The following is a 15,180-nucleotide window of genomic DNA, read 5'->3' on the forward strand; positions in this document are numbered from 1 at the left end:
TAGCCGGAAGATAAGACCAGCTATTTTTCAGAATATGGGCTATATCACTACAACAAGCGGCAAATAGCAGAACATATCGCCAAAACCCCATCGCACTGGGTGTATACCAGTCGAAAAAACTACCTTTAGTTATCGTATAAAATTTAACGCTAAATAACATTTGTAGAAACCGACAATTATACCGCTCAAGATATATGTAACAGATTATTACAAACGTATTGCCAGACGGGGCAGGATAGTGAACATTACCCGCCGTTTCTCCTCCCAATATAACTATAAGGCGGATGGGCTACGGCCATCACGCTATGAACACCCCCGTTAATATGGGATGTAAAAAAAGAGGTATATGTGTCGACTGCAAACAATAAACCAACAGATGAAAGCGTGAGTCTGAACGCTTTTAAACAACCGAAAGCGTTTTATCTCATCTTCTCTATCGAGTTATGGGAGCGTTTTGGTTACTACGGCCTGCAAGGGATCATGGCGGTTTACCTGGTTAAACAGCTGGGTATGTCCGAAGCCGATTCCATCACGCTGTTCTCCTCCTTTAGTGCCCTCGTTTACGGTCTGGTTGCTATCGGCGGCTGGCTGGGTGATAAAGTTCTCGGTACTAAGCGCGTCATTATGCTGGGTGCCATTGTTCTGGCTATTGGCTATGGTCTGGTTGCATGGTCAGGACATGATGCGGCTGTGGTCTACATGGGCATGGCAACCATCGCCGTAGGTAACGGCCTGTTCAAAGCGAACCCGTCTTCCCTGCTCTCAACCTGCTACAGCAAAGATGACCCACGTCTGGACGGTGCATTTACCATGTACTACATGTCCATCAACATCGGTTCCTTCTTTTCCATGCTGGCAACCCCATGGCTGGCCGCGAAATTCGGCTGGAGCGTGGCGTTTGCGCTGAGCTTCGTGGGTATGCTGATCACCGTGGTAAACTTCCTGTTCTGCCGCAACTGGGTGAAAGACTACGGTTCAAAACCTGACTTCGAGCCTGTCCACATGGGCAAGCTGCTGGCTACCATCGTGGGCGTTGTCGTCCTGGCGGCGATCGCCACCTGGCTGCTGCACAACCAGGGTATCGCTCGTGCCGTTCTGGGCGTAGTTGCGCTGGGCATCGTGGTCATCTTCGCAAAAGAAGCATTCGCAATGAAGGGTGCAGCCCGTCGTAAGATGATTGTGGCGTTCATTCTGATGCTGGAAGCGATTATCTTCTTCGTGCTGTACAGCCAGATGCCAACCTCTCTGAACTTCTTCGCTATTCGTAACGTTGAGCACTCTATCCTGGGTATCGCATTCGAACCCGAGCAGTTCCAGGCGCTGAACCCCTTCTGGATCATGATCGGTTCCCCGATTCTGGCCGCAATCTATAACAAGATGGGCGATCGTCTGCCAATGCCGCACAAGTTCGCGGTGGGTATGGTGCTCTGTTCTGGTGCGTTCCTGGTGCTGCCGCTGGGGACTAAGTTTGCGTCCGACGCCGGTATCGTGTCCGTTAACTGGCTGATCCTGAGCTACGCGCTGCAGTCTATCGGCGAACTGATGATCTCCGGTCTGGGTCTGGCGATGGTTGCACAGCTGGTTCCACAGCGTCTGATGGGCTTCATTATGGGTAGCTGGTTCCTGACCACTGCCGGTGCGGCTATCATCGCCGGTAAGATCGCGAACCTGATGGCTGTGCCAGAAAACGTGACCGATCCGCTGCTCTCCCTGAACGTCTACGGTACCGTGTTCATGCAGATTGGTATCGCTACGGCGGTTATCGCGGCGCTGATGCTGCTGACCGCGCCGAAACTGAATCGAATGACTCAGGACGACGACAAGACGGCGGAAGCGAACAAAACCGCTACCGCGTGATATTTGAGAGAAACGACAGAACAGAAGCCGCTAAGAGATTAGCGGCTTTTTTTTTGTCCATTCGCGCACTAACATAGCTGAAACCTCAGCAAAAAGGAGTTACCGATGAAACTGTTCTACAAACCGGGCGCGTGCTCTCTTGCTTCCCATATCACCCTGCGCGAGAGCGGCAAAGATTTCACGCTGGATGGCGTTGATCTGATGAAAAAGCGCCTGGAAAACGGGGATGACTTTTTTGCGATTAACCCAAAAGGGCAGGTTCCGGCCCTGCTGTTGGATGACGGAACTCTGCTGACCGAAGGCGTGGCGATTATGCAATTCCTGGCGGACAACGTACCGGATCGCCAGCTCCTTGCCCCTACCGGCAGCGTCGCACGTTATAAAACGCTGGAGTGGTTGAACTATATCGCCACCGAGCTGCACAAAGGTTTTACCCCCCTCTTCCGCCCGGATACGCCGGAAGAGTACAAGCCGACCGTGCGAGCTCTGCTGGAGAAAAAGCTGCAGTATGTTAACGAATCGCTGAAAGACGATCAGTGGATTTGCGGTTCACGCTTCACCATTGCCGACGCGTACCTGTTTACCGTACTGCGCTGGGCGCGTGCGGTTAAGCTGAACCTGGAAGGGTTGGACCATATCGCATCGTATATGGCGCGCGTGGCGGAGCGTCCAGCTGTGGCTGCGGCGCTAAAAGCGGAAGGGTTGAATTAAGCGAGGCGTCTCTGTTGCCGGGTGGCGCTGACGCTCACCCGGCCTACGAACTCAGGACGATTATAGCCGTGTGGCGCTGAAATAGTGCTCCGGCTTCGCGATACGATCCTGTGCCGCGACCACCTGCAGTTCATATTCCTGCATCTGTTTCGTCGCAATCATGATTTCGTACACCGCTGCCGTCACGTGCTCCAGCGCGTCTCTCACCGTTGCCCCCTGCAACAGTTTCACCAGCAGTAGCCCGCTGGTCACATCACCCACGCCCACCGGCTGACGCGTGCCGAAATCCACCAGCGGACGGCTGATATGCCATGCGTCATCTTTCGTCACCAGCAGCATCTCAAAACGCTCCTGGGTCAGCCCTGCGCGGGCGAGATGTTTTACCAGCACAATCTCCGGCCCCTGGGCTATCAGCTCGCGAGACGCGCGTACAGCCTCTTCTACGCTGTTAACCGGATGCTCGCAGAGGATCTCCAGCTCAATCAGGTTGGGCGCAATGATATCGCTGGCGGGCAGCGCATGGCGAACGTGAAATTCCGCTACGCCAGGCGCCACAATGCAGCCTTTCTCCGGGTGTCCCATGACGGGGTCGCAGAAATATTTTGCCGCCGGGTTTGCCGCTTTCACCTGACGCACGATGCCGAGGATGTGTTCCCCCTGCTCCGCTGAGCCGAGGTAGCCGCTCAGAACGGCGTCGCAGCGCTTGAGCTGGTCGATATCCGCAATACCCTGCACAACCTCTGTGAGGTGCGAAGGCGGCATCACGCAGCCGGTCCATTTGCCGTATTGCGTGTGGTTAGAGAACTGCACGGTATTGAGAGGCCAGACGTTGGCACCGAGGCGGCGCATCGGGAATTCCGCTGCGCTATTGCCAGCATGTCCAAACACAACGTGGGACTGAATGGCGAGGATGTTCTTCATCTTTTTCTTACCAAACCCTGAACAAACAAAAAGGGCGTGGTTTCCCACGCCCCTCGAGACTTTTACTTACTTCCAGCAGACCAGACAGTAGTTTTTCTTACCGCGGCGCAGTAGCGTGTAGCGGCCATACAGACGATCGCCGTCAACGAAGGTGTATTCCGGATCAGCCTGCTTTTCACCGTTGATGGTGATAGCGTTGGAGGCGATGGTTTTACGCGCCTGACCACGGGAAGGCTGGAGCTCAGAGTCCACCAGCGCCTGCATCAGGTCAGCTCCTTTTTCCATCTCAACCATCGGCACGCCGTCCTGCGCCAGCTGTTCGAAGTCCGCTTCGCTCAGATCGCTCAGCGTACCGTTGAACAGGCTTGCGGTGATGCGTTTTGCCGCGGCCAGACCCTCTTCACCATGAACCAGTTTGGTCACTTCGTCCGCCAGCACGTACTGGGCACGCGGCGCTTTACCGCTGTTCTTATCTTCCTCTTCCAGCGCATTGATCTCTGCAATGTCCATGAAGGTGAAGAACTTCAGGAAGCGGTAAACATCGGCGTCCGCCGTGTTGATCCAGAACTGATAGAATTTGTACGGGCTGGTTTTCTTCGGATCGAGCCATACCGCGCCGCCTTCGGTTTTACCGAATTTGGTGCCGTCTGCTTTGGTGATCAGTGGAACGGTCAGGCCAAAGACCTGGTTCTGATGCAGACGACGGGTCAGGTCGATACCGGAGGTGATGTTCCCCCACTGGTCAGAGCCGCCGATCTGCAGAGAGACGCCGTGCAGCTTGTTCAGGCAGGCAAAGTCATAGCCCTGCAGCAGGTTGTAGGAGAACTCGGTAAAGGAGATACCCTGATCGTCACGGTTCAGACGCTGCTTGACCGCTTCTTTGTTAATCATCTGGTTAACAGAGAAGTGCTTGCCGATGTCACGCAGGAAGGTCAGCACGTTCATGCCGCCAAACCAGTCGTAGTTGTTAGCAGCAATGGCAGAGTTATCACCACAGTTGAAGTCGAGGAACGGTGCAACCTGTTTGCGGATCTTATCCACCCACTCCTGCACGGTATCTTCGGTGTTCAGCTTACGCTCCGCGGCTTTAAAGCTCGGGTCACCAATCAGACCGGTCGCGCCGCCCACCAGGGCAACAGGCTTATGGCCCGCCATCTGGAAGCGTTTCAGGCATAACAATGGAACAAGATGCCCCAAATGCAAGCTGTCAGCGGTGGGATCGAAGCCGCAATAGAGCGCGATCGGGCCTTGCGCCAGTCGCTCTGCTAACGCTTCCTCGTCCGTCACCTGGGCCACGAGGCCCCGCTCTTGCAATTGTTTAATCAAGTTACTGCTTGCCATCAAATTCTCCATGTATAAACGACTGCACCTTTGCCGGTACACGACTTTTCGCCTGATGCGAAAGGACCATAGAATAAAGCGCAAGCGCGGTGTGCGCTAGCGCTTAAATCAACAAATTTCGGGGATTACGGGGCCAGTCTGTCGATTTTCCAGCCGCCATTCTCGCGCTGGTATAAAAAGCGGTCATGCAGGCGATGCTCACCGCCTTGCCAGAATTCCATCTGCTCAATCGGAATGCGGAAGCCGCCCCAGAAGCTCGGCAGCGGAATTTCCCCCTGCTGGAACTTCTGTTTCAGCTCCAGGAATTTACTTTCCAGCACGCCACGGGCAGAGATCCGGCTGGACTGTTTTGATACCCAGGCGCCAATCTGGCTGTCGCGCGGGCGGCTGTGGAAATACTTCACCACCTCAAGGGTCGAGAGACGTTCCGCTTTACCGGTGACCATCACCTGACGTTCCAGCATGTGCCACGGGAACAGCAGGCTGATGCGCGGGTTGTTTTCTAAGTGGTGCGCCTTGCGGCTGCCCAGATTGGTATAGAACACCAGCCCTTTCTCGTCGTAATGCTTAAGCAAGACGATGCGCTGATACGGTTGACCGTTTTCATCTACCGTCGCGACGACCATGGCCGTTGGGTCGGCCAGCTTCGCGTCGCAGGCCTGTTTCAGCCAGCGCTCAAAAAGCACGAGGGGTTCAGCGGGAAGATCCTGGCGACGCAGGCCGCCTTTGGTGTATTCACGGCGCAGATGCGCAATTTGCTGCAGTTCGTCGTTATCTGACATGGCGTTAACTGATCTTGAGATTGGGTGGCGCTATTGTGCGCCGCCCCTGTAAAAATCTCAACGCTTCGGATTTTCAAGCTGGCAGTTGTTCAGCACAATGCGGTCGCGTTTGTAGACCGTGGCGCTGTCGCCTTTCGACCAGAAGACATAGATGCCGTCCGAATAACGCGCCCCGGAGGCCGAGATACCCTGTTTAAGGGTTAGCAGCTTGTTATCGTAAACGAAGCTGGCTTCCTGACGCGGGTTATTCAGCTTCACGGTCAGCGGTTTTTCATCGCAGCGATACTCCAGCGTATCGGTCTGCATGCGCTCAAGGAACTGGTTATAGACGCTGCATCCTGACAGCAATAAAGGCGCGGCAATAAGAAGAAGTTTTTTCATGGGCGTATTCCGAAGACTTTCCTGGTCCTGGAGGGCATGGCTGCCCCCCTGTTTTATTCCATTCTAACGACGAGGCGCCGCGCTGAATTTCAGTTAACTCTGATTATGACGAGGATTTGCAGGGAAAATCGCCCCGAGGACGCTGGCCTCGCGCGCGCCGGTTACCGACGGCAAATTCCCTGGCAGCCCGGCGATGGTGCGCCAGGCAAGCCAGGCGAAAGCCAGCGCTTCCATATCATCCCCGCTGATGCCAGCCTCGTCCGTCGTCGTCACCTCGGTGCCCGGCAGCAGCCCGGCAAGACGCGCCATCACCAGCGGGTTTCGGCTTCCCCCGCCGCACACCAGCAGGCGTTCGCAGCCGCCGCTGAGAAGCACTTGCTCAGAGATCGACACGGCCGTTAATTCGGCAAGCGTCGCCTGGACATCCTGCGGGGCGAGTGCCGGGAACAGCGCAAGCTGGCGCTCGAGCCAGCCAAAGTTGAAGTATTCTCGTCCCGTGCTTTTCGGCGCCGGTAAGGCAAAATAAGGGTCGCTGAGCATGGACTGCAGCAGCGGGAGAACCACTTTACCCTCGCTCGCCCACTCGGCGTTTTTATCATATGGTTGACCGCACTGCCGCCAGATCCAGGCATCCATTAACATATTCCCCGGGCCGGTATCGTAGCCGCGAACGGGCTGCCCCGGAATAAGCATCGAGAGGTTAGCAATCCCGCCTATGTTGAGCACCATGCGGCGTTCTGTAGGGTGCGCCAGCAACGCCTGATGGAAGGCAGGCACCAGCGGCGCGCCCTGGCCGCCAAGGGCAATATCGCGGCGACGAAAATCCCCGACGACCGTTACGCCCGTCTTCGCCACAATCTGGTTGTTATCGCCGATTTGCAACGTATGCGGCGCGTCGCCAGTCGGCTCATGCCAGACGGTTTGTCCGTGACACCCGATGGCGACCACATCCTGGGGACGAAGGTGTTCTTTTTGCATTAACGCCTGCACCGCATCCGCAAACAGCGCCCCCAGCCGAACATCAAGTTGACCAAGCTGGGAGAGGGTTAACTGCTGCCCCTGACAGATGCTCAGAACGTCCTCTTTCAGCGAAAGGGGGATTGGCCAGGTCAGGCTCGCCTGCTGTGCCACCATATGTTCGTCAATGGCGGCCAGAACGACATCTACCCCATCCAGACTGGTGCCCGACATCACACCAATGTAGCGACCCGATTTCATGCGCTTTCCTTACGTTGCGTGGGCTAAGGATATCCACTCAACCATAAACAGCGCTCCTTTGCCATCCGACGATAATATTTTTTAACAATGTCTTGCCGGTATGGCGAGTGGCTCCTGTTTATGTCTCGTTAAGTCAAATTCAAGTACAATTTTCTTATTGTTAGTGCAAAGATATGAACTATGGCTCTTTATGCCATATAATTTAGCCATAACGGATGCCTCCAGATGGGCGTTTTTGGTGAACAGGAGATTCAAATGATTGTACGTGTACTGGGCGTTTCGCTGATTGGTTTAACCCTGGCTGGCTGTGTGAACGACAGCTCGCTGTCTGGCGACGTTTACAGCGCTTCTGAAGCAAAACAGGTTCAAAGCGTGACTTACGGTACCGTTGTTAACGCCCGTCCTGTACAAATTCAGGGTGGTGATGAAAACAACGTGATGGGCGCAATCGGCGGTGCTGTACTGGGTGGTTTCCTGGGTAATACCGTTGGCGGCGGCACGGGCCGTTCTCTGGCAACCGCAGCGGGGGCTGTAGCGGGTGGTGTCGCGGGTCAGGGCGTTCAGGGCGCGATGAACAAAACCCAGGGCGTAGAGCTGGAAATTCGTAAAGACGACGGCAGCACCATTATGGTTGTTCAGAAGCAGGGCAACACCCGCTTCTCTGCGGGTCAACGCGTCGTGCTGGCGAGCAACGGCAGCCAGGTTACCGTTTCTCCGCGTTAATTAAAAATGGATGTGGTCATCAGGCCACATCCATTTACAATATATATCACTCTCACAAATATATTTACAGAATACATTCATCTCACACATTATTAAACGCGCCATATATTGTTTCTGCGCAAAGTATTTAGCGTGCTAATTGATTAAACTCTTCGCAATCATCTCTTCATAATTATTTTAATTTGTATAACTTTATATGCTTGCGAATAGTCGTTCTGTAAAAGGTCGTTATATCTCGTTCTGTTTCGGTTGCTTTGTCGTCATCGGAATATTACAGGCTTTATTTTCAAAACTGGTTGACTGGGTTCCGTCCTTTTCGCCTCTTTTGTTCCCCACACTCACCATTTTTTTACTCGTGTTTCACCTGTTTATTGCCTGTTTTATGGCAATGAAATACTGGTGTGATAAGCGGCGGCTCTATCTGATTGCCATCTCATTTGCCTTTGCCGGTTCGGCCTTGCTGATGGTCGGAACATTGACCAGCTTTCCGGCATGGCTGGATCTCTATCAGTTCAACGTTGTGAACTACAACGATGCGATGATCTACTATATGTTCCGCCACCTCTTAATGGCGGTGCTGATGATCGTTTCGGCATTACTTTATCCCACGCGCAATCTGCCCCTTTCACGGCTGGCGCATATCATCATCGTTAGCGGTTCATTTCTTTTTACCGCATGTATGGTGATTCTGGCCTGGATGTATTCCAGCCATTCCCCGTTTTTATCCCTCGATCTGGTTGATAATGAAACGCGGCAGTTTATGGTTCTCTGGAGCCACAGCATTAATATTTCATTAATCGTTCTCTGGGTCGTGACACTAGCCACGCTGATGTTTATTACGCGCGTGCGTAATCTGTTCTGGGTAGGCGGTAATTTTCTGTGTGTCTGCTATGTCGTCACGCTCTCTATGCTGTTGGTAGGCGGACATGCAGAAGATATATCCTGGTATCGCGCCCGATTATTTGAAACCGTCGCGACGCTGATTATTATTTTTGTGCTGCTCTATGATGTCTTCAGGTTGTATCGTGACTCCCATTTGAAGTATCAGCAGTCGTATCAAAATTCGATTCGCGATCCGCTCACGCGCCTTTATAACCGTAGCTATTTTTATGAATCGTTAAACCAGGCGCTGGGCATCGCCAAACCCAGCCGCCCGGTTTCGGTTATCGTCAGCGATCTCGATCGTTTCAAGCGTATCAACGACAACTACGGTCACCTGCAGGGAGATAAAGTCCTGCAGTTTGTCGCCAATCTGCTGATGGACTCCGTACGTCCGCAGGATATCGCAGCGCGAATCGGCGGCGAAGAGTTTGTCCTGATGCTGGCAAACACCTCCGCAGAAGACGCATATCAGGTGGCGGAGCGCATTCGGTTGAAGCTAAGCGGTTTTGATAAAATTAGCAGCGAGGGTCAGTTACCAGAGCCGATTACCATCAGCATGGGGGTGTTTACGGCAACCTCTTCGTCGGTAAGCGCAGAAGCGTGCGTGGAAAGTGCCGATAAGGCGATGTATGAAGCGAAAGAGACGGGCCGTAACCGCGTCGTTGTCTTTAAGTAAAAACAAGGCCTTGCAGATGCAAGGCCGTGTTGTCTGGTCAGTCGCGAGACTGTAGCTCGTGAATGTTTTGCTCAAGGCGCGCAATGAGGCTGATGAGCATTTCCAGCTCCGTCGGTGAAACCCCTGAAAGGATTTCACCGCGCGTTTTGGTGATCACCGCTTCCATTTCAGTGATGATAGGCGCCGCTTTCTCCGTCAGCTTAATGCGCTTGGCGCGACGATCGCTGGCGCAGGTTTGCCGGGAGATCAGTCCCTTCTCTTCCAGTTGGTCAAGCGTGCGCACCAGCGACGGTTGCTCAATGCCTATCGCTTTAGCCAGTTGAATTTGCGACTGGTCGGGCGGCAGCTGATGAATGTTGTGCAACGTGACCCAATGCGTCTGCGTCAGTTCCAGAGGTTTCAGGCGATGGTCAATCAGAGCACGCCAGACGCGTACCAACCTTGCCAGATCAGAACCTAATGGCGATTCCAATTTCATCTCCTTATAATTAGCTTGCTAAGTTATTATACTGATTTTAGAATAGTGTGCAGCATTTGTATTGGCAAAACAAATGCAATACTGCATTCATCGGACTCAAAAGTATGACTTACACTGAATTATGATGCTTCTTCATACTCAGACAAGCCAACGCGGCATTCTGTTCACTGCAAAGGATTTCTGCCTGTGATCTTTTTTCATCGCTCAGAAGGTTTACCCCTTCAGGACCTGATCTTCGGTGCGTCAGTCTACTTTCCTCCCCTGTTTAAAGCCGTGCTGGTGGGCTTTGTTCTCTGGCTCATCGCGCATCGCCTGCTTCGCGACTGGATGTACTCCGGCGAAATCTGGCACCCCATGCTGATGGATCTCTCCCTGTTTGCCCTCTCCGTATGCCTGGGCCTTGCTGTTCTGATCGTGTGGTGAATATGCCTCTGAAAACGCTGAAGTACTTTTCCACCCTGTTCGTTCTTGTCCTCGCCCTGGCTGCTGGATGGTGGTTGTGGAATTATTATATGCAGTCCCCCTGGACCCGTGACGGCAAAGTTCGCGCTGAGCAGGTCAGCATCACCCCCCAGGTGTCGGGAAGTATCACAACGCTGCTGGTTAAGGATAATCAGTACGTTAAAAAGGGAGAGGTGTTATTCCGCATCGACGACACCCCGTATCACATTGCGATTCTGAACGCCCAGGCGCAGCTGGCAAAAGCCCAGTCTGACCTTGCAAAGGCCAATAATGAGGCCAATCGCCGCCGTCACCTGTCGAAAAACTACATCTCCGCGGAAGATTTAGATACCGCCAATATCAACGTCAAGGCCATGCAGGCAAGCGTCAACGTGGCTGAGGCCACGCTGAAGCAGGCGCAGTGGGAGTTAACCCAAACCGTGGTCACCGCCCCCGTCGACGGATGGGTGACCAACCTCTCCGCCAGGGTGGGAAATTATGCCACCGCCGGTCAGCCGGTTTTTGCTCTCGTCGACAGCCACTCGTTCTACGTCGTGGGCTATTTCGAAGAGACCAAGCTTCGGCATATCCGTGAAGGCGCACCCGCCGCCATAACGCTGTATAGTGGCCCGCAAAAGTTACAGGGTCACGTTTCCAGCATTGGCCGCGCCATTTACGATCAAAGCGTTGAAACGGATTCCGGGCTGGTGCCGGACATCAAGCCGAACGTACCGTGGGTGCGCCTGGCTCAACGCGTGCCTGTGCGCGTGGAGTTTGACCGTTTACCCGAGGACATCACGCTGGTTTCCGGCACCACCTGCACTGTCTCTATCGGAACCCGTTAATGAAGCTGCAGGCGCTCTCCTGGCAAAACACGCCGTGGATGAAAGCGACGCGCCCCCAGTGGCGCTACGCGCTGCGTAACGGCATTGCCATGTGCCTGGCGCTGACTGTCGCCTATTATCTGAACCTGGATGAACCCTACTGGGCGATGACCTCCGCGGCGGTGGTAAGCTTCCCCACCGTTGGCGGGGTGATCAGCAAAAGCCTTGGCCGTATCGCAGGTAGCCTGCTGGGCGCCACCGCGGCGTTAATTATCGCGGGCCACACGCTGAACGATCCGTGGCTGTTCCTGCTGAGCATGGCGGCATGGCTGGGTTGCTGTACCTGGGCCTGCGCCCATTTCACCAATAACGTGGCCTATGCTTTCCAGCTGGCGGGCTATACCGCCGCCATTATCGCCTTCCCGGTCGTCAATGTGCTCGACACCACCGAGCTATGGGATATCGCACAGGCGCGCGTCTGCGAAGTCATTGTCGGGATCCTCTGCGGCGGATTTATGATGATGATCCTGCCCAGCACCTCTGACGGCACTGCGCTTATCACTGCGCTGAAAACCATGCATACCCGGCTGCTGGAACATGCGAGCCTGCTGTGGCAACCGGATACCAGCGATGACATCCGCCTCGCGCATGAAAAGGTTATCGGGCAGATCCTGACCATGAATCTGTTGCGAATTCAGGCGTTCTGGAGCCATTACCGTTTTCGCCGTCAGAACACGCTGCTTAACTATTTACTGCACCAGCAGCTGCGCATGACCAGCGCTATCTCCAGCCTGCGCCGAATGCTGCTCAACTGGCCGACACCGCCAGAAAACACCCGCGCGGTAATCGAAACCCTGCTCGCGGCGCTCGCGCGACCGGATGCGGACATCTATACCGTCGCGAAGATCATCGCCCCGCTCGCCCCGGTGGATGAGTTTGATTATCGCCATCGCGCCTTCTGGCAGCGGCTGAATTACTTTTGTCGGCTATACCTGCGCAGCAGCCGCTGGATTAAGGCGGTAGAGAATGCTACCCCGGTCACGGAGTTCGCCGTTCCCGGCAGCCCGGCTCTCGCACGTCACACCGATTATCTGGAAGCGCTGTGGAGCGGTTTTCGCACCTTCAGCGCACTGATGCTGGTGGGGGCGTGGAGCATTACCACGCAGTGGGAGTCAGGTTCGGCGGCGTTAACGCTTGCCGCTATCAGCTGCGTGCTTTACTCCGTCGCGGCCTCGCCGTTTAACTCGCTTACGCTGCTGCTGCGAACGCTTGTTTTGCTATCACTGTTCAGTTTTGTGGTGAAGTTTGGCCTGATGGTGCAGATAAGCGATCTCTGGCAGTTTCTGCTGTTCCTGTTTCCGCTGTTAACTACGATGCAGCTCCTTAAGCTGCAAATGCCGAAACTGGCGGGTCTGTGGGGGCAGCTGATTGTCTTTATGGGCTCGTTTATCTCCGTGACGAATCCGCCGGTGTATGATTACGCCGCTTTTCTGAATGACAACCTGGCAAAGATTCTTGGTGTCGGGCTGGCGTGGCTGGCCTTCGCGGTGTTGCGTCCCGGCTCTGACGCACGCAAAAGCCGTCGACATATCCGTGAATTGCGCAGAGGGTTTGTCGACCAGCTCAGCCGCAAGCCGCATCTGCAAGAAAGCGAGTATGAGTCGCTGGTTTATCACCACGTTAGCCAGTTAAATAACAGCCAGGACGCGCTGTCCCGACGCTGGCTGCTGCGCTGGGGGGTGGTGCTGTTGAACTGCTCGCACGTGGTCTGGCAGCTTCGCGCATGGGAAACGCGCTCCGATCCGCTGTCGCAGGTACGTGATGTGTGTATCTCTCTGCTACGCGATGTGATGAGCGAGCGCGGCGTTCAGCAGCGGCCTCTGGAGGCCACGCTGGCTGAACTGCAGCGGATCTGCGACACCCTTGCCCGGCATCATCTTCCCGCAGCCCGCGATTTGGCCTCGATAATCTGGCGCCTGCACTGCTCGCTGTCGCAGCTGGAACAGGCGCCCCCGCCGGGAACGATTGGGGATCAGATTACGCCGCAGGCATAGCGCGCCCCGCCGCCGCCAAGCGGTTTAGGCTGATCGGACATGTTATCGCCGCCCACATGGATCATCAGCGCTTTGCCTTTGACCTCATCCAGCTTTTTCAGCCGCGGGGCCACGACCGGATCCGTGGCTTTACCGTCATTGTTAACCACCAGCACCGGCAAGTCGCCCAGGTGTCCCATACCTTCAGGCCCTTCATGTTTACCTGAATTCTGCGGGTCGAGGTGGCCCCCTGCAGCTTCCGCTGCCGACGGTTTACCCTCTTTCATGGCTGGCTGACAGCTCCCTTTGGCATGAACATGGAAGCCGTGTTCGCCCGGCGGGAGTGCTTTAAGATCGGGTGCGAATTCCAGCCCTTTATCGGTCTCGGTGATTTTCACCGTCCCGATGGACTGACCCACGCCCTGTGAGGTGACGAGATTCATTTCTACTTCGTCGCTGGCTGCCTGCGCCCCTGCGCAAACAACCAGCGTGACCAATGCCAGAGTAAAACGCTTCATATGACCTCCGCTGGTTATTTTTTGCCCCTTAAGTGTATACCAGGGGCACAGATTTCACCGGAAAGTCACCTTTTTGCGGTTTAAGGCACGTCGTAACCCAGCGCGGCCTTGCGGATGCGGAACCACTGCTGGCGGGTCATCTGCAGCTCTTCGGCGGCCAGCGCGGAACGGACGCGTTCAATTTTCCCGGAGCCAATAATCGGCAGCGGTTTTGACGGCAGACGCAGGATCCAGGCGTAAACCACCTGCTCTATGCTCTGGGCATTCAGCTCGCGGGCGATGGTTTCCAGCTCATTGCGCAGCGGCTGGAACGCATCATCATTAAACAGGCGTCCACCGCCGAGGCACGACCAGGCCATCGGACGAATGCGCAGCTGCTGCAGCTGGTCGAGCGTACCATCCAGCAGCAGCGGCTGATGCACCGGGGAGATCTCAACCTGGTTAGTGGCGAGCGTAAACGGCAGACGAGACTGAAGCAGGGCAAACTGGGCCGGGGTAAAGTTGGAGACGCCGAAGTGACGCACCTTCCCGCTCTGATGCAGACTCAGGAAGGCTTCCGCCACCTCGTCGGCATCCATGAGCGGGTCCGGACGGTGAATCAGCAGCAGGTCGATACGATCGGTTGCCAGATTGACCAGCGACTGCTCGGCGCTCTTGATGATATGGGCGCTGTCGGTGATGTAGTGGCCGAGGGCATGCTCCGGTTTGGCCGTGGTGGCAATACCGCATTTGGTAACGATCTCCATGCGCTCCCGGAGTGCCGGAACCAGCTTGAGCGCCTCGCCAAAGGCGGCTTCACACTGATAGCCACCGTAAATATCCGCATGATCGACGGTTGTTACCCCTAAATCGATATGCTCTTCAATAAAGCTTGCCAGCTGGAGGGGGGACATATTCCAGTCCATCAGGCGCCAGTAGCCCATCACAAAACGGGAGAATTCTGGCCCCTGGGGGGCAAGGGTAATACGCTGAACCATAACATTTTCCTCAAGGACGTGATGTCATGAGTATACGCAATTACCGCATTAAAACAGTGAAGGTTGCTGGGGTTCTTCGGTCTCAGAGGCTTTGTTTGCGCGGATTTTGCGCAGAAGTCGCTGTCTGCAGAGGCGCAGCACCTCTTGCTTTTGCGTGTCGCTGAAGTTTTGCCAGTTAAAACGCTCGTCACGGGTACGCATGCACCCGCGGCAATAACCGCGTTCATCTGACTGACAAATCCCCCGGCACGGGCTCTGGATGGGGAAAAACTCCAGTTGCTCTGCCACACTCACCTCCGGTTAACCTCTCTCACCTACAGTGAAGACGCTAAAAGCGCCGCGTGCAAGGGCTTTACCACAGTTTTGTGGCATTAAGGTTTCACTAATCTTCCCTATTTATACTCGCCACATCATGAC

At 55.0% G+C, this 15,180-nt stretch carries 16 protein-coding genes; 7 read left to right on the forward strand and 9 right to left on the reverse strand.

The features are described 5' to 3' along the window. Window positions 1-348: 348 nt before the first annotated feature. Both dtpA and gstA read left to right on the forward strand, forming a co-directional pair. Window positions 349-1,857, forward strand: coding sequence for a dipeptide/tripeptide permease DtpA (gene dtpA / locus INF73_RS01915; RefSeq protein WP_028012913.1), 1,509 nt, complete (start codon window positions 349-351; stop codon window positions 1,855-1,857). A gap of 105 nt (window positions 1,858-1,962) precedes the next feature. Beyond that, the gene (gene gstA, locus INF73_RS01920; RefSeq protein ID WP_028012912.1) at window positions 1,963-2,568 is read left to right on the forward strand and encodes a glutathione transferase GstA; all 606 of its coding nucleotides are present in this window, start codon (window positions 1,963-1,965) and stop codon (window positions 2,566-2,568) included. Between the two features lie 60 nt (window positions 2,569-2,628). On the opposite strand, the gene pdxY is transcribed toward gstA, so the two are convergent. The 5 genes from pdxY to anmK form a co-directional block, all read right to left on the reverse strand. After that, on the reverse strand, window positions 2,629-3,489 hold the full coding sequence (pdxY, locus tag INF73_RS01925) for a pyridoxal kinase PdxY (RefSeq protein WP_048956288.1): 861 nt from the start codon (window positions 3,487-3,489) through the stop codon (window positions 2,629-2,631). A 66-nt stretch (window positions 3,490-3,555) separates the two neighbouring features. Next, the gene (tyrS, locus tag INF73_RS01930; protein WP_028012910.1) at window positions 3,556-4,830 is read right to left on the reverse strand and encodes a tyrosine--tRNA ligase; all 1,275 of its coding nucleotides are present in this window, start codon (window positions 4,828-4,830) and stop codon (window positions 3,556-3,558) included. A 125-nt stretch (window positions 4,831-4,955) separates the two neighbouring features. Further along, the gene (gene pdxH / locus INF73_RS01935; RefSeq protein ID WP_028012909.1) at window positions 4,956-5,612 is read right to left on the reverse strand and encodes a pyridoxamine 5'-phosphate oxidase; all 657 of its coding nucleotides are present in this window, start codon (window positions 5,610-5,612) and stop codon (window positions 4,956-4,958) included. A 57-nt stretch (window positions 5,613-5,669) separates the two neighbouring features. Then, window positions 5,670-5,993, reverse strand: a complete 324-nt coding sequence (gene mliC, locus INF73_RS01940; RefSeq protein ID WP_028012908.1) for a C-type lysozyme inhibitor — start codon at window positions 5,991-5,993, stop codon at window positions 5,670-5,672. A gap of 93 nt (window positions 5,994-6,086) precedes the next feature. Beyond that, window positions 6,087-7,211 carry an anhydro-N-acetylmuramic acid kinase gene (gene anmK, locus INF73_RS01945; protein WP_193541367.1) on the reverse strand — a complete coding sequence of 375 codons (1,125 nt, stop codon included), beginning with the start codon at window positions 7,209-7,211 and terminating at the stop codon, window positions 6,087-6,089. Between the two features lie 255 nt (window positions 7,212-7,466). Here anmK and slyB point away from each other — a divergent pair, with 255 nt between their 5' ends. Continuing rightward, window positions 7,467-7,934, forward strand: a complete 468-nt coding sequence (gene slyB / locus INF73_RS01950; protein WP_028012906.1) for an outer membrane lipoprotein SlyB — start codon at window positions 7,467-7,469, stop codon at window positions 7,932-7,934. Window positions 7,935-8,130: 196 nt separating this feature from the next. After that, window positions 8,131-9,492 (forward strand): GGDEF domain-containing protein, encoded by a 1,362-nt coding sequence (locus INF73_RS01955; protein ID WP_047368413.1) that lies wholly within the window; start codon window positions 8,131-8,133, stop codon window positions 9,490-9,492. 37 nt (window positions 9,493-9,529) lie between these two features. Here the strand turns inward: INF73_RS01955 and slyA are convergent, their stop codons facing one another. Beyond that, window positions 9,530-9,970: a transcriptional regulator SlyA gene (gene slyA, locus INF73_RS01960; protein ID WP_028012904.1), complete on the reverse strand. Its 441-nt coding sequence runs from the start codon at window positions 9,968-9,970 to the stop codon at window positions 9,530-9,532. A 186-nt stretch (window positions 9,971-10,156) separates the two neighbouring features. Here slyA and INF73_RS01965 point away from each other — a divergent pair, with 186 nt between their 5' ends. The 3 genes from INF73_RS01965 to INF73_RS01975 are packed head-to-tail and all read left to right on the forward strand — an operon-like array spanning window position 10,157 to window position 13,289. Beyond that, window positions 10,157-10,393 carry a DUF1656 domain-containing protein gene (locus tag INF73_RS01965; protein WP_028012903.1) on the forward strand — a complete coding sequence of 79 codons (237 nt, stop codon included), beginning with the start codon at window positions 10,157-10,159 and terminating at the stop codon, window positions 10,391-10,393. A gap of 2 nt (window positions 10,394-10,395) precedes the next feature. Next, window positions 10,396-11,256 (forward strand): HlyD family secretion protein, encoded by an 861-nt coding sequence (locus INF73_RS01970; RefSeq protein ID WP_045261497.1) that lies wholly within the window; start codon window positions 10,396-10,398, stop codon window positions 11,254-11,256. Next, complete coding sequence (locus INF73_RS01975) at window positions 11,256-13,289, forward strand: FUSC family protein (RefSeq protein ID WP_041910337.1); 2,034 nt, start codon at window positions 11,256-11,258, stop codon at window positions 13,287-13,289. Before INF73_RS01970 ends, INF73_RS01975 begins: the two co-directional genes overlap by 1 nt. Here the strand turns inward: INF73_RS01975 and sodC are convergent. From sodC to INF73_RS01990, 3 genes are all read right to left on the reverse strand, one after another. Continuing rightward, complete coding sequence (gene sodC / locus INF73_RS01980; RefSeq protein WP_028012900.1) at window positions 13,268-13,786, reverse strand: superoxide dismutase [Cu-Zn] SodC; 519 nt, start codon at window positions 13,784-13,786, stop codon at window positions 13,268-13,270. The genes INF73_RS01975 and sodC overlap by 22 nt on opposite strands. Before the next feature lie 80 nt (window positions 13,787-13,866). Further along, on the reverse strand, window positions 13,867-14,763 hold the full coding sequence (locus INF73_RS01985) for an aldo/keto reductase family oxidoreductase (RefSeq protein ID WP_028012899.1): 897 nt from the start codon (window positions 14,761-14,763) through the stop codon (window positions 13,867-13,869). Window positions 14,764-14,811: 48 nt separating this feature from the next. After that, window positions 14,812-15,051: a DUF1289 domain-containing protein gene (locus INF73_RS01990; protein WP_045630183.1), complete on the reverse strand. Its 240-nt coding sequence runs from the start codon at window positions 15,049-15,051 to the stop codon at window positions 14,812-14,814. Window positions 15,052-15,180 lie beyond the last annotated feature (129 nt).

It is taken from the genome of Enterobacter cloacae complex sp. P6RS, from assembly GCF_014982245.1.
Taxonomy (GTDB): domain Bacteria; phylum Pseudomonadota; class Gammaproteobacteria; order Enterobacterales; family Enterobacteriaceae; genus Enterobacter; species Enterobacter bugandensis.